This is a genomic window from Thermomicrobium sp. CFH 73360 (assembly GCF_023806465.1).
Lineage (GTDB): Bacteria > Chloroflexota > Chloroflexia > Thermomicrobiales > Thermomicrobiaceae > Thermomicrobium.
Map to the genome: position 1 here is coordinate 515877 of NZ_JAMSLS010000002.1, position 18294 is coordinate 534170.

Annotated in this window: 17 protein-coding genes; 10 read left to right on the forward strand and 7 right to left on the reverse strand. The window is 62.5% G+C overall.

Annotated elements, in window-relative coordinates; genetic code table 11:
- Nucleotides 1–264 precede the first annotated feature (264 nt).
- From NET03_RS05660 to NET03_RS05670, 3 genes are all read right to left on the reverse strand, one after another.
- Entirely contained in the window at nt 265–2007 is a 1743-nt protein-coding gene (locus NET03_RS05660) for an ABC transporter substrate-binding protein (RefSeq protein WP_252127926.1), read from the reverse strand.
- Nucleotides 2008–2083: 76 nt separating this feature from the next.
- Nucleotides 2084–3034 carry a branched-chain amino acid transaminase gene (locus NET03_RS05665; RefSeq protein ID WP_252127927.1) on the reverse strand — a complete coding sequence of 317 codons (951 nt, stop codon included), beginning with the start codon at nt 3032–3034 and terminating at the stop codon, nt 2084–2086.
- 36 nt (nt 3035–3070) lie between these two features.
- Nucleotides 3071–3838: an HpcH/HpaI aldolase family protein gene (locus tag NET03_RS05670; RefSeq protein WP_252127928.1), complete on the reverse strand. Its 768-nt coding sequence runs from the start codon at nt 3836–3838 to the stop codon at nt 3071–3073.
- A 147-nt stretch (nt 3839–3985) separates the two neighbouring features.
- On the opposite strand from NET03_RS05670, the gene NET03_RS05675 reads away from it, so the two are divergent.
- The 9 genes from NET03_RS05675 (at nt 3986) to tatC (ending at nt 11653) form a co-directional block, all read left to right on the forward strand.
- Nucleotides 3986–4510, forward strand: coding sequence for a YceD family protein (locus NET03_RS05675; RefSeq protein WP_252127929.1), 525 nt, complete (start codon nt 3986–3988; stop codon nt 4508–4510).
- A 97-nt stretch (nt 4511–4607) separates the two neighbouring features.
- Nucleotides 4608–4817, forward strand: a complete 210-nt coding sequence (rpmF, locus tag NET03_RS05680) for a 50S ribosomal protein L32 (protein WP_252127930.1) — start codon at nt 4608–4610, stop codon at nt 4815–4817.
- A gap of 30 nt (nt 4818–4847) precedes the next feature.
- Nucleotides 4848–5855 carry a beta-ketoacyl-ACP synthase III gene (locus NET03_RS05685; protein WP_252127931.1) on the forward strand — a complete coding sequence of 336 codons (1008 nt, stop codon included), beginning with the start codon at nt 4848–4850 and terminating at the stop codon, nt 5853–5855.
- 3 nt (nt 5856–5858) lie between these two features.
- On the forward strand, nt 5859–6791 hold the full coding sequence (fabD, locus tag NET03_RS05690; RefSeq protein ID WP_252127932.1) for an ACP S-malonyltransferase: 933 nt from the start codon (nt 5859–5861) through the stop codon (nt 6789–6791).
- On the forward strand, nt 6791–7546 hold the full coding sequence (gene fabG / locus NET03_RS05695) for a 3-oxoacyl-[acyl-carrier-protein] reductase (protein WP_252127933.1): 756 nt from the start codon (nt 6791–6793) through the stop codon (nt 7544–7546). Before fabD ends, fabG begins: the two co-directional genes overlap by 1 nt.
- A 6-nt stretch (nt 7547–7552) precedes the next feature.
- Nucleotides 7553–8905: an acetyl-CoA carboxylase biotin carboxylase subunit gene (gene accC, locus NET03_RS05700; protein ID WP_252127934.1), complete on the forward strand. Its 1353-nt coding sequence runs from the start codon at nt 7553–7555 to the stop codon at nt 8903–8905.
- Nucleotides 8906–9070: 165 nt separating this feature from the next.
- The gene (nusB, locus tag NET03_RS05705; RefSeq protein WP_252127935.1) at nt 9071–9496 is read left to right on the forward strand and encodes a transcription antitermination factor NusB; all 426 of its coding nucleotides are present in this window, start codon (nt 9071–9073) and stop codon (nt 9494–9496) included.
- 990 nt (nt 9497–10486) lie between these two features.
- Nucleotides 10487–10765, forward strand: coding sequence for an acyl carrier protein (gene acpP, locus NET03_RS05710; RefSeq protein WP_252127936.1), 279 nt, complete (start codon nt 10487–10489; stop codon nt 10763–10765).
- A gap of 111 nt (nt 10766–10876) precedes the next feature.
- Complete coding sequence (tatC, locus tag NET03_RS05715) at nt 10877–11653, forward strand: twin-arginine translocase subunit TatC (RefSeq protein WP_252127937.1); 777 nt, start codon at nt 10877–10879, stop codon at nt 11651–11653.
- A 4-nt stretch (nt 11654–11657) separates the two neighbouring features.
- On the opposite strand, the gene NET03_RS05720 is transcribed toward tatC, so the two are convergent.
- Nucleotides 11658–13424, reverse strand: a complete 1767-nt coding sequence (locus NET03_RS05720; RefSeq protein ID WP_252127938.1) for an Rqc2 family fibronectin-binding protein — start codon at nt 13422–13424, stop codon at nt 11658–11660.
- Between the two features lie 67 nt (nt 13425–13491).
- Between NET03_RS05720 and NET03_RS05725 the strand changes: the two genes are divergently transcribed.
- On the forward strand, nt 13492–14190 hold the full coding sequence (locus NET03_RS05725; protein ID WP_252127939.1) for a guanylate kinase: 699 nt from the start codon (nt 13492–13494) through the stop codon (nt 14188–14190).
- 4 nt (nt 14191–14194) lie between these two features.
- Here NET03_RS05725 and def read toward each other — a convergent pair whose 3' ends face one another.
- Genes def through NET03_RS05740 form a run of 3 tightly spaced genes read right to left on the reverse strand, consistent with a single transcriptional unit; the run spans nt 14195 to nt 18222 of the window.
- Complete coding sequence (def, locus tag NET03_RS05730; RefSeq protein WP_252127940.1) at nt 14195–14725, reverse strand: peptide deformylase; 531 nt, start codon at nt 14723–14725, stop codon at nt 14195–14197.
- Between the two features lie 45 nt (nt 14726–14770).
- Nucleotides 14771–17206: a replication restart helicase PriA gene (gene priA, locus NET03_RS05735; protein ID WP_252127941.1), complete on the reverse strand. Its 2436-nt coding sequence runs from the start codon at nt 17204–17206 to the stop codon at nt 14771–14773.
- Nucleotides 17203–18222, reverse strand: coding sequence for a D-cysteine desulfhydrase family protein (locus tag NET03_RS05740; protein WP_252127942.1), 1020 nt, complete (start codon nt 18220–18222; stop codon nt 17203–17205). The genes priA and NET03_RS05740 overlap by 4 nt, the downstream gene beginning before the upstream one ends.
- Nucleotides 18223–18294 lie beyond the last annotated feature (72 nt).

Here is an 18294-nt window from a genome sequence, read left to right on the forward strand (position 1 = left end):
CCACATGCTGGGATCCCGCTCTCCGCGGCTACGCGCTCAGTCTAGCGGCTTTGCTCGACACCGTCAACCGGCCCCGTACAACTCGGCTCTCACTCATCGTCAGGCTCGATTCTCGACTGATCAACGAGTTTCACCCTCGTTCACCGGCCACCCGAGTGTCGTCCACATGATCCTCCTCGCCGCCGCGGTGTCCACCCGGTGACATCGGAGATGTGACGTTCCAGATGGGGACGGCCTCGAGCGCGGGGCCACCATCTTTCTGAGTCACTCCTTGCCCGCCCGCACCTGCCACTGCTCAACCCCAGCTCGAGTCCGCACGACGAGCGCATTCATCGCTGGTACCTGAAGCCGTTCGGACCGCACCACAATCACGTCGGGGAAGGCGATCGGGAACACTGGGAGGTCGCTGAGGACCTGCTGCTCGATCGCCCGGTAGAGCTCAATGCGCCGTGCCCGGTCGGTCGTCCCTACCGCCTCGACCAAGAGACGATCGACATCTGGGTTCAGGTAGTGACCGAAGTTGAGTCCGTCGAAAAAGGAGTCACTCGACCAGACCGAGGACTGGTCCGGATCAACGTCCCAGAGCACACCAATAAGCAGGGCGTCAAAGTCCCGCTCCTGCGTCGCCCGACGGCGCACCTCGCCCCAGGACGCCAAGTCGAGCTGGACATCAACCCCGAGCGCACGCCACTGTTGTTGCAAGAGCTCCGCGACGGCACGCCGGCTCGGATCGCTCCCCGTCGCCAAGAGCCTGAACTGCAGGCGTTGCCCTTGGCGGACACGCACGCCATCGTCCCCCAAGACCCAGCCGGCCTCCTCCAGCAAGCGCTGTGCTTCCGCTGGGTCATACGGATAGCGCACTGACGGCTCACCGACAGCCCAGGACGCTGGCGGCTGGAAGGTCTCCGCAACACGAGCCCACTCACCCCACACTTTCTCGACGATCGCCGCCCGGTCGATTCCAAGGAGCAGCGCCTTGCGAACACGGAGATCGGTGAACAGCTTGCTCTTGGCTGGATCAAGCTGCAGCGCGACGAGCACGAGCTCATAGCCCGGATAGCGCTCGACGGTAACCCCGTCGAGCGCCGGAAGCTGTCTGACCTGAGCCGGGTCAAGCGTCGCCCAATCAATCGTCCCGTCCTGCAAGCCACGCGCGAGTTCATCCAGTGTACTGACAACACGGTAGGTATAGTGGGGAATGGTCAGTGCACCTCGGTAATAGTCCGGGTTGGCACGGAAGGTGAGCGAAACACCGCGCAGCCATTGGGTGAGAATAAATGGTCCCGTTCCCACCGCGGAAGAGAGCCCAAAGGGGTCGGTCACCAGCTGCTGCGGGAGCACCGTCCCGAGCACATGCTCGGGAACAATTCCAATCGTCGCAAGGGTAGACAAGAAAGAGGCATCAGGGCGAATCAGCGTGATCTGCACCGTCTGGCTGTCGATGATGTCCACCGATTTGACGCGCTCGGCGAGCCGCGAATAGCGAGGCGAGCGGACGTCAGGATCAAGGAGCCGTGTATAGGTAAATGCAACGTCGCTTGCGGTGAAGAGTTGGCCATCATGCCAGCGGACATTCTCGCGGAGGTGGAACGTGTAGGTCGTCCCGTCATCACTGACGTCCCAGGACGTGGCAAGCGCTGGCACTGGCTCACCGCTGGTGGGATCGAGTGAAACCAAACCGTCGAAGACGAGGCGGCTGAGAGCATCGGAGAGCGGATCAGCGACGAACAGTGGATTGAGTGTGCGTGGCTCCTCAAACCCCGCCTCGACGATCCCACGCTCGACCGAGGGGCTAGTCGCTGGTATTGCCGGTATCACCACCCGCGGGGAAGGGCTCTGTGCTGCGCTGCCAGGCATTTCCGGAGCTGCTGTCACCACTGGCGCAGAAGCAGCAGGGGTCGATGGAACAACCGCTGGTGTCGCGACCTCCGTCGCTGGGGCACGACGGCAGGCGTACACGACCACGAGTACAAGAAGGATCCAAAGAACAGACGAACGCCGACGCACTCCTCGCTCCTGGCACCGCCATGCAGCTCCCAGCCCGGCATACGTTAGCTGGGCCGGTCAAGGGTACCACGGGCGCTTACCGTGCCTCCGCCTCCCGCGCAACGGTTACCCGCGTCAGGTAGTGCCGGTACGGCGTGTCTTCACCGCGTACCACCGAGAGGTAGAGCTGCTGGAGGCGCGCCGTGATCGGGCCAATCTGCCCAGTTCCCACCGTCCGACCATCGATATTCCCGATCGGCGAGATCTGCACTCCTGTCCCACAGAGGAACGCCTCGTCGCAGATGTAGAGCTCACTGCGGTCAATCTCCCGCACCTCGACTGGAATACCGAGGTCGTGAGCAAACTCGATGATCGTGCGGCGTGTAATGCCCTCCAGGATATCCGCCGTGACCGGTGTTGTGATCAATGTCCCATTGCGGACGATGAAGAGGTTCGCAGCGCTTCCCTCAGCCACCTTCCCATGGTGGTTGAGCATGATCGCATCGTCAAACCCGCACTCCATCGCTTGGTCCTTGGCGAAGGCCGAGTTCACGTAGGCACCACAGACTTTGGCACGGCTCGGGATCACAACATCGACCGTCCGCAGCCAGGAACTCGTCATGAGTCGGATCGGATGGGTTATTGGAAGATACTCCTGCATCGGGAGCATGTAGATTGCGAGCTCGTCACGCACCCCTTTGAGCTTCGGTCCAATCTCCAGATCCGCCTTGTAGACAAAGGGGCGGATATACACGTCGGTCCGCGGCGCATTCTGCCGCACCAATTCGACGATCAAACTACCCAGCTGCTCAGCATCATAGGGGAGCTCAGCCCGCAAGAGGCGTGCCGATTGCAGGAGCCGCCTCGTGTGGTCAGAAAGCCGGAAGATATTGATCGTCTGCCCGTCTCGATCAAGATAACCCCGCACCCCGGCGAAGACACCGGTACCGTACTGCAGCGCGTGTGTCGCGATACTGACCTTTGCCTCCTGGATCGGCACAAAGCGTCCTTCAAAGAAGGCGATCGGAAACAGTTCGGTGCCAGCCATCGCTCGATCCTCCATTCACATCCACGACCTTACCTGTCACTGTCTCTTCGCTGCAACCGCACCGAGCAGGCCGCGTGCTCCTGCGGTGAGCAGCGCGGTCGTATTTGCCGCCAACATGAGAAAACCGCGCTCTCGTTGCCGTTGCGCCAATTCCGGTGTCGGCGCCGTTGTGCCCAGCGGTATGCGCCCGGCGACACGCCGCACAATGTCGTCGATCACCACCTGCACCTCAGGATGGAGCGGCTGCCCAGGATACCCCATCGACTGAGCCAGATCATTCGGCCCCACGAACAGCACATCGATCCCCGGAATCGCCAAGTACTCTTCCAGTCGTTCGACCGCCGCGATATTTTCGATCTGCACGATGACCAACGTCTCCGCGTTCGCCTCCTGCACATACTCGCTGAGCGGTTTAGTGAGCCCGAACTCTGCTGCTCGCACCCCCGCAACTCCACGCCGCCCATTCGGGTGGTAGCGACAGGCCTCGACGACTGCAACTGCTTCCTCGGGCGTGTTGACCTGCGGAACCATAACACCTGCAGCGCCCAGATCCAGATAGCGCAAAATTACCTGCCGGTGACCGAACGGCACGCGGACGATGGGCGTCGCACCAGCCACCTCAGCCGCCAGCACCATGTGGTACGCTGACTCCTCGGTGATACGGCCGTGCTCGGCGTCGATCAGGACAAAGTCGAAACCGAGATATCCGCAGATCTCCGCTAACTCTGGAGATGGGTAAGGAATGAAGCAGCCCACGACGACTTCGCCTGCTCGGAGGCGCCGCTTGACTCGATTCTCGCGCATCCGCACGCTCCCCACGTCCCAGCCAGCCCGCGCGGGCATTCTACCGCGGGAAGCGCCGTCGGCGATAGGGCAGTTTGTCGACCAGGATGGCACAGGTTACACTTAGGGAGTTGCGCACCCCCAGGAGCGCAGCCGGAGGACAGCCCCATGCGCACGAGACACCTCGAGAATGACACGATTATCAATGTCGCTCAGCTCCTCAAGGCCCCTGTCGGCACCGAACGGTTCTTCACTGTCCATCTTGATCGCTTGACGCTTGACAGCGATCTTGAGGCTCGCGATGTCAACGCTTCGGTCCGTCTGTTGCGCACTTCGAGCGGCATCTTGGCGACTGGCGAACTCCACGTGTCAGCCCATCTCACCTGTGTCCGCTGCCTCACCGAGTTCGACAGTCGGTACAGCGAAACCTTCGAGGCTGAGTACTGGCCGACGATCGACGTCTTGACCGGATTGCCACTTCCACCGCCCGAGGACGAGGATATTTTCACGATTGATCAGAATCACCATCTTGATCTTCACGAACTGCTTCGGCAGTTCGCGATCCTCGCCCTCCCGTCCTATCCGGTCTGCGGTCCACAGTGTCCAGGGCCGGAATCGCTCTGGCGGCAGGAGGAAGAGATCGTCGACGCTCGGCTGGCCGTTCTCCAAGCGCTCCTTGACGAACGGTCTTGACTATGCGACAACTACTTCTCAGCATGGAGTAGCCTCCGGCTGGAGGCCAGAGTGGTCTGTGTGACGCAAACGACGAACTGTTGAAAGGATTCCTCTGATGGGCGCTGTCCCGAAGCATAAAGTGAGCAAGCGACGGCAGGGCTTCCGTACGGCACATCAGTACATCGAGGTCCCGCCCTTGACGACCTGCCCGAATTGTGGACAGAAGCACCGCACACACTATGTCTGCCCGCATTGCGGCCACTACCGTGGTCGCCTCGTCCTCGACGTCCGTCGGCAGAAACGGCAGCGGCGCCCCGAGGCGTAACGGTCGTGAGATCAGGCAGGGGACGTCGCCATGGTGCAGCGTGCCGCGATCACCGGATGGGGAGCCTACGTCCCAGCTCGCGTACTCACAAATGCTGATCTTGAGCGGATGGTCGCGACGTCCGACGAGTGGATTGTGACGCGCACTGGTATCCGTGAGCGCCGTATCGCAAGTCCCGAAGAGACGACGCTCTCCATGGCGACGGAAGCAGCCCGACAAGCAGTGGCGACGGCTGGTCTTGATCCTGCCCAACTCGATCTGGTCATCGTCGCAACGACGACTCCCGACTACCTGATGCCCGCGACCGCGTCACTCCTCCAGGCTGCCATCGGTGCATCCCGAGCCGGTGCGTTCGACCTGGTGGCAGCCTGTTCCGGCTTCGTCTACGCCTTGAGCGTCGGTGCGCAGTTCATTATGGCCGGCACGGCCCGCGCCGTCCTTGTGGTCGGCGTCGACGCTTTGACGCGTTGGCTCGACTTCACTGACCGCTCAACATGTGTCCTCTTTGGTGACGGGGCAGGGGCGGTCGTCCTGGAAGCCAGTACCGAAGACGAAGGGGTCCTCTCAACTGTCCTGGGGTCGGACGGCAGCGGTGCAATGCACTTGTATCTCGATGGCTTTCCCGAACTCCTCCTTGCTAACGGCTCGCTTCCCCCAAAGCGTCCAGTCATGCGGATGGACGGGCGAGAGGTCTTCCGCTTTTCGGTGCGCATCATTGGTGAAGCAGCAGCCGAGGCGGTCGCCCGCGCTGGACTCACGCTTGACGAGGTGGATCTCCTGATCCCGCACCAAGCGAACCTGCGCATCATCGATGCGGCCGTCAAGCGCCTTGGTCTACCGTGGGAAAAGGTCTGGGTCAATCTCGATCGTTACGGCAACACTTCTGCTGCTTCGGTACCACTCGGAATTGCTGAAGCTGCCAAACAGGGGGTCCTTCGGCCCGGGATGAACGTTGTCCTTGTCGCCTTCGGGGCAGGGCTCGCCTGGGCTGCCAGCGTCGTCCGCTGGGGTGCTCGTGGTGTCCAACGTGGGGGATGAGGCATGGGACACGCGTGGGTCTTCCCTGGGCAAGGATCCCAGTCGGTCGGCATGGGCCGCGAACTCGCAGAGTGCGAGCCGCTTGCGCGCACTGTCTTCGAGGAAATGGACGCCGTCCTCGGATTCCCCCTCTCGCGTATCGTCTTTGAGGGGCCCGAAGAAGAACTCGTCGCCACACGCAATCAGCAACCTGCTCTCCTCGCCACGTGCATCGCCTATCTCCGTGTCCTCGAGGCACGAGGCGAGCTCCCTGAACCGACTGTCGTTGCTGGACATTCGCTGGGCGAGTACACCGCGCTCGTCGCGGTCGGTAGCCTCGAACTTGCTGACGCACTGCGGATCGTCCGACGACGCGGTGAACTCATGGAGATGTACGGTGAAGGCGGCATGCTGGCCGTGATCGGGCTCGAGCGCGAACGACTCGCAGCAATCGCTGCCGAAGCTGGTGTGGAACTGGCCAACGAGAACGCCCCCAACCAGCTGACGCTGAGCGGGCGAAACGAGGCGCTCGACTACGCTGCAAACCTGGCCCGGGCAGCTGGCGCCAAGCGCGTTGTTCACCTCCCGGTCAATGCAGCCTTTCATTCCTCGCTCATGCGGCCAGTCGCCGAGGCGCTGGCACGTGACCTAGCGACCGTTCCGATCCGTCCGCCACGCGCCCCGCTGATTGCCTGCTCTGACGCACGCATTTTGGCCGATCCAGAAGAGCTTCGGCGCGAACTCGTTGTCCAGATCCCTACACCGGTCCGATGGGTAGACGTTGTGCGCCGAGCAACGGATCTTGGCATCAGGACATTTTGGGAAATCGGCCCTGGTCAGGTGCTCAGTGGACTGATTCGGCGCATTGCACCTGAGGCCACAACCTATACGGCCGAACAACTCGTCCAGAATCGAGCGCGCTCAGTAGCCAGCGTCGACCACACGAAGGGGGACTGATGGAGACGACCAGCGAGCGCGGAGCCGCGATCGTCACTGGCGCTGTCCGCGGCATCGGCCGCGCGACCGCGCTGCGGTTGGCACGCGACGGGTTTAAGGTCGTCGTGAACTACCGCGGCGAGGGAGAGCTGGCCAATGCCCTGGTCGAGGAGATCACGGCCGCCGGAGGTACAGCAATGGCCTACCGGGCGGACGTCACCGATCCCGAGCAGGTTGGCGCGATGATCCAGGCAGCCATCGATCAGTTCGGTCGACTCGATGCCCTCGTCAACAATGCCGGGATTACGCGCGATACGCTCCTGCTGCGTATGCGCGATGAGGACTGGCACGCCGTATTGGAGACGAACCTTACGAGCGTCTTCTACTGCTGTCGCGCTGCGCTGCGACCGATGCTGCGCCAGCGCTACGGTCGGATCGTCAACGTCTCCTCTGTCGTCGGACTCGTTGGGAACGTGGGGCAGGCCAACTATGCCGCCGCGAAGGCAGGTATCATCGGCTTCACCAAGGCGCTCGCCCGTGAGGTGGCGAGTCGTGGGATCACGGCCAACGTGGTCGCCCCAGGCTTCATTCAGACTCGCTTGACCGAAGTCTTGCCCACCGAACTCCAGCAGAAGATTCTGGAACAGATCCCCGTCGGCTATTACGGAACGCCGGAAGACGTCGCCGAGGCGATTGCGTTCCTCGTCTCGCCCGCGGCACGCTACATCACTGGCGCTGTCCTCGCCGTCGACGGTGGACTCTTCATGGCCTCGTGAGCAGCGATGATTCGGAAGGTCCTCATCGCGAATCGCGGCGAGATCGCCCTCCGTGTTCTGCGCGCGTGTCGGGAACTCGGTATCCCGGCCGTCGTCGCGTACTCCGAAGCTGATCGTGATTCGCTGCCGGTACAACTCGCCGACGAGGCGATCTGCATCGGCCCTGCTCCTGCTGAACGAAGCTACAACCACATTCCGACTATCATCAGCGCAGCAGTGGTGACCGGCTGTGATGCCATTCACCCCGGTTACGGCTTCCTCGCCGAGAATGCGCTCTTGGCAGAAATTTGCGAAGAGTGCGGGATTACTTTTATAGGACCGCGCCCGGCAACACTCCGCGCACTGGGCGATAAGGCGGAGGCACGGCGCGTGATGCAGCGCGCGGGTCTCCCGATTGTTCCGGGCAGTGAGGAACCGGTGCGCGATGCGAGTGAAGCACGGCGGATCGCACGGCGCCTCGGCTATCCACTGCTTGTCAAAGCAGCGGCCGGTGGTGGTGGCCGCGGCATGCGGATCGTACGGGATGAGCGGGAACTCGTGACTGCGCTTTCGGTTGCTCAGCGAGAGGCCCAGGCGGCCTTTGGTGATCCATCAGTCTACCTCGAGCGCTATCTGGAACAGCCGCGGCACATTGAGGTGCAGATCTTGGCCGACCAGCACGGCAACGTCTACGCCATCGGCGAGCGTGACTGCTCCATTCAGCGGCGCTACCAGAAGCTCATCGAAGAGGCGCCCGCGCCAGCACTCCCCTCAAAAGTACGAAAGGCGCTCCACGAGGCAGCCGTCCGCGGAGCACGGGCTGTCGGATACGTGGGGGCGGGAACCTTTGAGTTTCTCCTCGACCGAGAGGGGCTCTTTTACTTTACCGAGGCCAACGCCCGAATCCAGGTCGAGCATCCGGTGACCGAGGTTGTTACCGGCCTCGACCTCGTTCAGTGGCAGCTTGCTCTCGCCGCGGGAGAACGCTTGGAACTCCACGAGCGTGACCTCGAACCGCGCGGTCACGCCATCGAAGTTCGTATTACTGCCGAAGATGCCGAGCGCGACTTCTCCCCGCGTGCCGGGCGCATCGAGCACCTGGTCTGGCCGGGTGGGCCGGGCATCCGAGTCGATTCGCACGTCTACGCCGGGTACGTCGTTCCTCCCCACTACGACTCGCTCCTTGGCAAGATCATTGCCTGGGGTATCGACCGCTCGCAGGCGATTGAACGACTCGACCGTGCGCTGCGCGAGACAATTGTTCGTGGTGTTCCGACTCCGATCCCTGTCTTACGCCGCGTCCTCCACCATCCTGATTTCCGCGCTGTACGGCACAGTACGACTTTCCTGACCGAGCTCCTCTCCGGTCAGCGTCCCTGAGCAGGGGTACAATCGAAACGCAGGGCCGCGCATCGCCCTGAGGGATCGAGGACGGCTCTGCTCGCTGTGTCGATTCGTCCCCCACAGCTCGCGTACTCACCGCGACCACGCCGACGGTGACAACGAGCGTCCGGCAGACAGCGAGGGGGCCGGGAGGAACCAATAATGACGCTCAGTCGCATCCGACGCCAGGCACGTATTCTGGCGCTCCAGATTCTCTACGAGGTCGACGTCGCCGGACACCGGCTGGAGGACGTCCTCGAACGTTACCAGAGCGATCCCCAGTACCCCCAGCCGGTGCGCCGCTACGCCGAGCGGCTGGTGACCGGCGTCTGGGCCGACCGGGAGCGGATCGACCGGATGATCGGTGAGGCAGCACCTGCCTTCCCGGTCGAGCAGCTCCCGCCGGTCGACCGGAATATCTTGCGTATCGCGATCTACGAGCTCCTGCACGAGGCAGACGTGCCGCTCAAGGCAGCGATCAACGAGGCAGTCGAGATCGCCAAGCAGTATGGGGGAGAGAGTTCCAGTCGCTTTGTCAACGGTGTGCTGGGAACCATTGCCGCCAACCTCGCATCGTCGGGAGGCTAAACGCGGTCAGCACTGCGGTTGATTGAACTCGCCACTGGGAGCTGGTGTGCGTCCTAAAACGGGTGCACCTCCTGTATCGGAGCTGGCCACCGACTCATGCTTCTCGTTCTCGTTGAACAAGATCGCGGGCGCAAAGTCGAGGACACGAGACTCATCTACGACCTCAGGTTGCGCCCTCAGATGGCCCTACAGCACTCTCTATCTTTTTGCAGTGCTTGCCAGCCTCGTGCTTGCTGGACATCGCGCCTGCTTCCAGCGACGCCGTGCGGTACAGTACGGGAGTTCGCTCGGCCGCCGTGGAACCTTGGGCCCCATGCAGTCGGCAACTCGTCCCGAGCCCTGCACCGTCCCAATCTGCCCTCCAGGCCGGGCCACCATACCTTGCCCCAGGCGGAAGGCATTTTGCCGCCATTCCTCCTTTCCTGAGCCCCTCATTGTGCTTCGTGGCCGGCGAACAAGAGACGCGTAATGCACAGCAACCGGGACATCGCTCCCGCTGTCAGGCAGCTGAACCCCGCATCCGAGTGGGTGAGAGCATCATCCTCTTCCACCTGCAGTAGAGAAGCGTAGACGGAATAGATGCTCGGCACACTCCGCGTTCCGACGCTCGATGGCTGACGACACCATATCAGCTCGTAACATCGCCGTGGAGTCGCCCCGGCGTTCCCCTGACTAGGGCCGAAGGAACGTAGGCAACGTAAAGTCGCACTGTCTCCTACTGATCATCGATTGATTACTGCTCCGAGACGTCGACAAGACTGCGCAGACGGTCGCATCTGCAGGGCACATCACGAAACGTGATGTATTTGAGGAAAGGCGGAGAGTATCGATAATACGGGCTTTCGGCTCAGAGCGCTCTCCATGAGACTTCAGTCAACCAGCAAGGATGCCATTGCGAGGTACAGGTAACGTCGGTGCTTCCTCTCCGGTTACCGCTTGCAGAAGCAGCCTCGCTCAGTCATACTACCGGAGAAAGTGGGACGCCCTCGGATGCAGGATCCGTTCGCTGGGGAGGTGGTTCGCGTGTCCTCGTCGATTCTGGAGCGGGTACAGGCCGTCGTCGCCGAGCAGTTGGGTGTTGATCCAAGCGAGGTGACGCTGGACGCCGAGTTCGTCAAAGACCTCAACGCTGACTCGCTTGATCTCGTCGAGCTGATCATGCAGCTTGAGGAGGAGTTCGGCATCGAGATCTCTGACGAAGAGGCGGCCAATATCGTCACCGTGCGTGACGCGATCAATTTCATTGAGGAGCACCTCAACAAGCAGTAAGGTGAGACCGACGGAGCTGTAACACGGAGCGGGCGCGGGACTCGTCGTTCCCGCGCCCGTCTGTTACGCTTGTTGACGAGATAAAGCGCACCTTGGAGCTGCGGGGAGACCATGGTTAGCATTCTCGATCGCGTCCGCGGGCAGTCGGCACCGCAACCGAACGAGCCCGAACCAGAGCCGGAAGAGTTCTACAAGGAGATGACCCTCCAGGAGCACCTGGAGGAGTTGCGGCAGCGTCTGATCTTTTCTCTTCTTGCTGTTGCCGTTGGGTTCGTCATCGGGCTTGCCTTAGCCTTCCCGACTATGCGGCTGATTGTCCGCATGTCTGGGATCGAGCGCCTCTATGCTATCACCCCCACTGAGTCGTTCATCACCTACACGAAGGTTGCCCTGTATCTCGGCATCGGCTTCGCGATGCCGGTGATTGTCTACCAAATCGTGCGCTTTCTCGCTCCTGGACTCACGCGCAAGGAGCGGCGGTATCTCTTCCGTGCGCTCCCCTTCGTTTCGGTCATGTTCGTCTCAGGTGTCGCTTTTGCTTTCTTTGTCCTCGTACCCCGCGCACTGACTTTTCTCTCCCACTTTGGTGGAAGTGTCTTCGAGGCCCAATTCCGTGCTGAAGAAGTACTCTCCTTCTACATGACGCTTTTGCTCTGGGTCGGTATCGTCTTCGAGCTGCCGATCGTCATCTTCATCCTGGCGAAGCTCAACATCGTCACTGCCAAGCGCTTGGCATCGCTTCGCAAGTTTGCAGTTCTCGTCATCGCGACTGCCGCAGCGATGATCACCCCGACACCCGACCCCTTCAACATGTTCCTGGTCGCAGCACCGATGTATCTACTGTACGAGTTGGGCGTCTTGCTTGCCCGATTCGCCAAGCCGGTATAGTGGCTCACCCCTCCAGCAGACCGAGTTCTTCGGGGCTGCGCGGGCGCACGTGAAGCGTCCGCTCGTTGCGATAACGCACCAGTCCTGGGGCTGCTCCAGGGATACGCCGCACGTCACGCCGTCGCGTCACGTCGACCGCAACGTGCGTTCCCTCACGCCCCTCGCTGTACCAAGCTGCGAGCGCCGCCGCTCGCTCCAGCACCTGCGGATCTTCGGAACCTGCCCATTGGATGATGACATGCGCCCCAGCCAGGCCGCGCGCGTGTAGCCAGGTGTCGTCCGGACGAGCAACCGAGAATGTGATCCAATCGTTTTCCCTCGCATTTCGTCCGACCACGATTCGGTCGCCGCGCAACGTGCGCCAGATGCGGAGCTTGCGCTGTGTGCTGCGCTTCGGTGCACGGATTGCACTCGCTCCCCCTTCGGCAAAACCGAGCTCTTGCCGCAGCACCTCGAGCGTCTCAGCCGAATCCGCAACGATCGCCAACGCTTCGAGCTGCCGCAAGAATTCGAGTTCTAAGCGGGTCGCTTCCAGTCGCGCCGGAACCTGCTCGGCAGCGGCCTTCGCCTTCCGGTAGCGCTCGAAGTAGGTCTGTGCATTCTCGATAGGGGACCGCGCTGGGTCAAGTGGGATCTGGAGATCGTCAACCACAAGTTCGCGTTGGCCCGGAACAAGTTCTCCAAGGGCCGCGAGAATCGCCTCACCCATTCGCCGCCACTGGTCTGCTTCGGCCGCACGGGCCTGCTCCTGCTCGAGCGCGCGGAGACGCGCCTCGACGCGTAGGCGCTCACGCTCGATGGCCTCAAGGAGCTTCCTTCGCCGTTGGGCGTACCGATCGCTCGCGAACTCTTCCGCCTGGGGACGCTCGGCAAAGAAACGTTCGATTGCAAGTGAGATGGTGGGGAACGTCTCCACCTCCAGCCCCTGGAGATACTGCAGTCGCACAGCAGCGAAGGCAACCGGCACACCTCCGCTCCGGTAGAGCGTCGGCTCGAAGCACCGGGATTCCAGCGGCTCAAGGACGCTCGCCACAGCAGTGGCCAAGCGCTCGGGCAGCGTCGTATCGGCTCGGGCCTCGGCCACGGTCAGTGTGGAGACCCCGGTGGCACGGAAAACCGCCTCCCGGGCCATCTGAGGACTGAAGCCAGCCAGGTGCTGGACAAGCACGGCTGGGAGCTCTGTATCCGGACGGACTTCCATGAGGAGCGATGCCACCGCCTCTGGTGTGAGACGCCGCGGGTCACGCTTCAGTTGCGGTGGTGGTTCCTGGTAGGGACGGCCGGGCAAGACTGGCCGAGCCGCGCTCATCGTCAGCGTGACGCGCTTCAGCGCATCGAGGATGCGCCCATCGGCACCGACCAGAATTGCGTTGCTGTGGCGGCCCATCAGCTCAATCACGAGCTCGGTCTCGACTGGGACACGCTCCACACTCGTGCGGCGTTCTTCCACGAGCACGGTCGCGAAGCGGAGCCGTAAGATCCGCTCCAGCGGCACTTGCTCAACCGCTTCCAGGCGCGCACCACGGACGTATTTGCGCAACAACAGCAGGAACGGCGTGACCTGTTCCGGGTCTCCTGCGGGAACCATACGCGAGAGGAAGAGACGCGGTTCTTGTGGACTTACGTCAATAACCACCCCCCAGCGCTGACCCGCGTAGAGCTCTAGTGCTACCCCGAGCGGTGCCGTCTGCACAACCTTTTGGACTCGCCCACGAACCAGCGTGCGACGTAGTTCGTCGGTCAGTGCAGCGATCGTTAGGATATCGAACACATTCGTGCCTCCGCATTCTGCTCCGACAGTCAGCGAAAACTATGGCACAATCACCGTGAGCGACCAGGTGGTCGCGACAGGGTGGGAGCGGACGGCACGGGAGGTCGCGTCAGTGGCGGACGACCTCGGATTCAATACGCAGGCTGACGAACTTCTCGACGAACTCAGGCAGCGCGTCCGTCCCAAATTGATCGTCATCTCCGGTCCATCGGGCGTTGGTAAGGATACGGTCATCGAGCGGATGCGCCAGGCGTATCCTGACTTTTATTTCGCCGTCACTGCGACGACACGTCCACGACGTCCCGGCGAGATCGACGGCGTGCACTACATCTTTATGAACCGCGAGGAGTTCCTCGCGGCCCGCGAGCGCGGGGAGTTCCTCGAATCGGCCGAAGTGTACGGCCATCTCTACGGCGTCCCGAAAGAGCGGGTGCGGCGGGCACTGCGGAGCGGCAAGACCGTCGTCGTCAAGGTCGACGTCCAGGGCGCCGCCTCGATCCGCCGGATCATTCCGCAAGCGATCCTGATCTTCCTCGCCCCGCCCTCAATGGCCGAACTGATGCAGCGCTTGCGTGCTCGCAAGACCGATGACCCGGCGACCCTGATGGAGCGGATCGCAACCGCCTCGCGTGAACTCGCCCAGGTCTACGAGTTCGACTACGTCGTCTTTAACGAGACAGACCAACTCGACCAGACACTGGCGACGATCGACGCCATCCTCATCGCCGAACAGAGCCGCGTCCACCAGGCCGAAATCGTCCTCTAGCAGCTCAAGAGGCAGCAGCCGTCACCGATTCCTCTTCTTCCTCGTCCGGGATGTACCGGAGCGTCGACCGATCCTCGATCCGGTCGATGAAGAGGATCCCATCCAGATGGTCAATCTCGTGCTGAAGCACCCGTGCCAAAAGCCCGCTGCCCTTGATCCGCACTTCGCGACCGTCAAGATCCAGGGCTTTCACGGTTACGTGCATGAAGCGCGGCACCTCACCGTACCAACCAGGAATACTCAGGCAGCCCTCAAGCCCGACTTGCCGGCCGCTCGCGCGCACGATCTCCGGATTGATCAGTGTGAGCTCGACCCCCGGATCTCCTTCCTCAACGTAGTCCGGAGGGATGGAAACAACGATAATCCGGCGCAGCACACCGATCTGGGGCGCCGCCAGCCCGAGTCCGCGTGCCGCCCGCACTGTGTCCCAGAGATCCTGCGCCAGTCGCCGTACCTCGTCGTCAACCGTTCTCATCCGTAGCGACTTCTGCCGGAGCCGTGGATCGCCTTCGGTGATGATTGTTCGCACTGCCATACGTTCCCGTTTCCTCACACCTCACTGTGAAGAAAGTATAGCCGCTCAGAGCAAGCTGACCGGATCAACGTCGACAATCCAGCCACCGTGCAGGGAAACTCCAGCAACGACCCGCGGGCCATCCGCTCCGCGGATCAAGAGCTGCCACTGGTAGAAACCGCGAATCCGACTCACAAAGGCGGGCGTCGGCCCAAGGACTTCAATGTCCTGCGCAGCGCACCGTCGCGCCTCCGCGCGCAGGCGTTCGGCGACCTCTTCAGCAGCCAGCCGCCCTGCTACCTCGTCGCGGTGGCGAAGGAGGAGTCGCACCAGCCGTCGGAACGGCGGATAACCGTGTCGTTCCCGGAAGGCGAGCTCCTCCTCATAAAAGGCCTCGTAGTCCTGTCGGCTCGCTGCGCGGATCGCGTAGTGCTCCGGCGTGTAGGACTGGATAATGACATACCCACGCGGAAGATGGCGACCAGCTCGACCAGCCACCTGCGTAAGAAGCTGGAATGCTCGTTCAGCTGACCTATAGTCCGGGAGATAAATGGCACTATCAGCGTGGACGATCCCAACCACAGTCACCGCTGGGAAGTCGAACCCCTTCGCGATCATCTGGGTGCCAACAATAACGTCGACCTCGCGCCGCAGCACAGCCTGCAGCAGTCGCTGCGGGTCGGCACCTTGGCGGACCACATCTTGATCCCAGCGGAGTACCCGTGCGGTGGGAAAGTGTTGCCGCACTTCCCGCTCAATTCGCTGCGTCCCTGCCCCATAGTAGCCAAGTGTCGGTCGCCCACAAGCCGGACACGTTGCGCTTGGTAGACGCCGGAGATCACAGCGGTGGCAGATGAGCTGGCGCCGATCGGCATGGAACACCAGCGGCACATCACAGAGCGGACAACTCTCCACGTGCCCACACGAGCGACATTGGACAAGCGTCGCCAGTCCCCGCCGGTTCATGAGGAGGAGCACCTGTTCACCGCTCCGCAACGCCTCGGCAATCGCCCGTAAGAGCGCCCGACTGAAAAGACCCGGATTGCCGAGTTGATGCTCGAGTCGCATGTCGACGACTGCAACCCGCGGCAGGGCAAGGCGTACTCGCTCCACCTGCCCCTGCCGACCAAGTACCGCGGGACCAACCCGTTCCCGCAGACGCACAAGACGCAGCCGATTACTTGCGGCCTGGTACATCGTCACCACGTCTGGTGTTGCGCTTCCCAACACGAGCAGCGCGCGAGTGAGTTCAGCGAGCCGCTGCGCCACTGCTCGCGCGTGGTAACGTGGCGCCGGCTCTTGCTGCTTGTAGGCCGCTTCGTGCTCTTCATCCACGACAATCAGCCCGACATCGCGTAGCGGCGCAAAGAGCGCTGAACGGGGACCAACAACGACATCGGCTCGCCCTTCTCGGATCGCTTCCCAGCTCGCCACCCGGTCCGCCTCGCGCAAGCCGCTGTGCAGGAGCACCGTCCGACCAGGAAACCGTGCCGCAACCCGCTGGACGACCTGGGTTGCTAGCGCAATTTCCGGCACTAGCACGATCGCTTGCCGGCCACGTCGGAGGCACTCACCGATCGCCCGCAAATAGAGTTCTGTCTTCCCGCTGCCGGTCACGCCATGCAGGAGCACTGCCTGAGGAGGATCGCAGTCGAACGCCGCTCGGATCTCTTCCCAGGCACGCTGCTGTTCGGACGTGAGCGTCAGTGGTCGGTCCACCTCGTCGCTCATGGGTGCCAGCGCACTGCGGGGGAACTCGACCACTTCGATCACTCCGCGCCTGACCAATGCACGCACCATCGCTGGCGACAGCCCAAGTCGTCGCAGCTGTGCCTGGGGCAACAAAGCCCCCTCGTGTTCCGCTTGCCAGCGCACGATCGCTTCGTAGGCTGCACGCATGGACTTATCCAACAAGGCCGGGGCGGGACGGACGCGCAGGAACCGCTCGTGGGCAACACGCTGCACTGGTCGCACAACTGGGATCCGCTCGATCGTCCCTGCCTCGATCGCTCGTTCGACAACGTGCGCCAGCGATCGTCCGAGCGCGCGCCGCGCCTGCTCGAGGGTCAGCGGTCCTCGTCGAGCCAGGAGATCGAGTAGCTGCCGGTGTACGGGTGAGGTGCGCCCAGCCGGAACGATCCCGGTCGGCCGTAGCACGTACTCGACCCGCTGGGTCAGCCTCGGCGGCAGGAAAAGCGCGACCGCCTCCCAGAGCGTGCAGAGCGTCTCCTTGGCTAGCCACTCGGCGAGTGCCCACTGCGCCGGCGTCAGGGCGTACGCCGGTTCGACAACGCCCACGAGTGGGCGAACAGTGAACGGGGGACACTCATTGTGGAGCCGAGCCACGACGCCAAGCTGGACAGTGTCCCGCAGCGGCACCCATACTGCCTGGTAGAGCTGGGTCTGCTCAACCAGGCCGGGTGGGACGAGGTAGGTGAGTACCGGGCGGCGCTCCCCCGGTTCCAACTCAAGGACGACGTCGGCGTACAGCTCCTTGCTCACTGTGCTCCCGTCGGCCCACTAAGGAGGACTGTTGCCAGGTGGTCGGCTTGAGCAAAAAGGGCTGGACTTCCGCCAGTGTGAAGAAAGACGAGTGTTTCACCCGGAGTAACCTCTCCGCGACGGACTTGCCCGACCAGCCCTGCCATCGCCTTGCCAGTGTACACGGGATCCAGCACAAGCCCCTCGGTTCGTGCCGCAACAAGAATCGCTTCCAGCGTCTCGGAGCTCGGCACACCGTAGCCCGGCCCAACCGAGCGGTCGTCGACGACGATCTCCTCCGGCACGATCCTGACGTCGAGACCAAGGAGCGCCGCGGTCTCGCTGGCAAGCGTGGTAACCCGCTCACGGATCGCCAGCGCATCGTCTTCGACTGCCACACCGACGACATGAAAGGGCGAACCGAGGAGCTTGGCACCCAGCGCGAGCCCCGCGTGCGTCCCACCCGACGTCGAGGTCGCAAGATACACCCGTGATGCCTGGATCCCCCGCTCGACCAGCTGTTCAGCGAGCTCCAGCGCAGCGCGCACGTAGGCTGCCGCACCAACCGGGGTCGAGCCACCCGTAGGAATAACGTATGGTCGCTCATGACGCTGCTCAAGCTCATGAGCCAGGCGTTCGAGCACTGCTCGGCGCGCGGGACGCTCAGCGACCAGATGCACCTCAGCACCAAAGAGATAGTCAAGCAAAAGGTTTCCCTGCAGAGGCGGATCAGGTTCCAAACTGTTCAGAACCAAGAGACAGCGCAGGCCAGCCCGTGCCGCAGCCGCAGCAGTCTGCCGACAGTGGTTAGACTGTGCTGGCCCCTCAGTCAGGACGACAGTCGCTCCACGGGCTCGTGCATCGCCGATGAGGTACTCCAGCTTCCGTGTCTTGTTCCCGCCGAGCGCGAGTCCTGTGAGGTCGTCACGTTTGACAAGGACACGCACATCCCCGAGGACTCTGCTCAGGCTTGGTGCTTCCTCGAGCGGCGTGGGAAGTTGAGCGAGCGGGAAACGTGGCAGTGCAGCAAGACGCATCCATTCACCTCCTCTTTCTGGTGATCGCCTCGCTTGGAAAGACGAGCCAGCGTGGCCGATAATCGCCTGCGG

Excerpts from the sequence above, each read along its gene's own strand:
- NET03_RS05665 (WP_252127927.1), bottom strand. The coding sequence starts at position 3,034 with ATGGCTGGCACCGAACTGTTTCCGATCGCCTTCTTTGAAGGACGCTTT.
- fabD (WP_252127932.1), top strand. The coding sequence starts at position 5,859 with ATGGGACACGCGTGGGTCTTCCCTGGGCAAGGATCCCAGTCGGTCGGC.
- tatC (WP_252127937.1), top strand. The coding sequence starts at position 10,877 with ATGGTTAGCATTCTCGATCGCGTCCGCGGGCAGTCGGCACCGCAACCG.
- acpP (WP_252127936.1), top strand. The coding sequence starts at position 10,487 with ATGCAGGATCCGTTCGCTGGGGAGGTGGTTCGCGTGTCCTCGTCGATT.
- NET03_RS05670 (WP_252127928.1), bottom strand. The coding sequence starts at position 3,838 with ATGCGCGAGAATCGAGTCAAGCGGCGCCTCCGAGCAGGCGAAGTCGTC.
- nusB (WP_252127935.1), top strand. The coding sequence starts at position 9,071 with ATGACGCTCAGTCGCATCCGACGCCAGGCACGTATTCTGGCGCTCCAG.
- NET03_RS05685 (WP_252127931.1), top strand. The coding sequence starts at position 4,848 with ATGGTGCAGCGTGCCGCGATCACCGGATGGGGAGCCTACGTCCCAGCT.
- def (WP_252127940.1), bottom strand. The coding sequence starts at position 14,725 with ATGGCAGTGCGAACAATCATCACCGAAGGCGATCCACGGCTCCGGCAG.
- NET03_RS05675 (WP_252127929.1), top strand. The coding sequence starts at position 3,986 with ATGCGCACGAGACACCTCGAGAATGACACGATTATCAATGTCGCTCAG.
- accC (WP_252127934.1), top strand. The coding sequence starts at position 7,553 with ATGATTCGGAAGGTCCTCATCGCGAATCGCGGCGAGATCGCCCTCCGT.
- NET03_RS05740 (WP_252127942.1), bottom strand. The coding sequence starts at position 18,222 with ATGCGTCTTGCTGCACTGCCACGTTTCCCGCTCGCTCAACTTCCCACG.
- rpmF (WP_252127930.1), top strand. The coding sequence starts at position 4,608 with ATGGGCGCTGTCCCGAAGCATAAAGTGAGCAAGCGACGGCAGGGCTTC.
- fabG (WP_252127933.1), top strand. The coding sequence starts at position 6,791 with ATGGAGACGACCAGCGAGCGCGGAGCCGCGATCGTCACTGGCGCTGTC.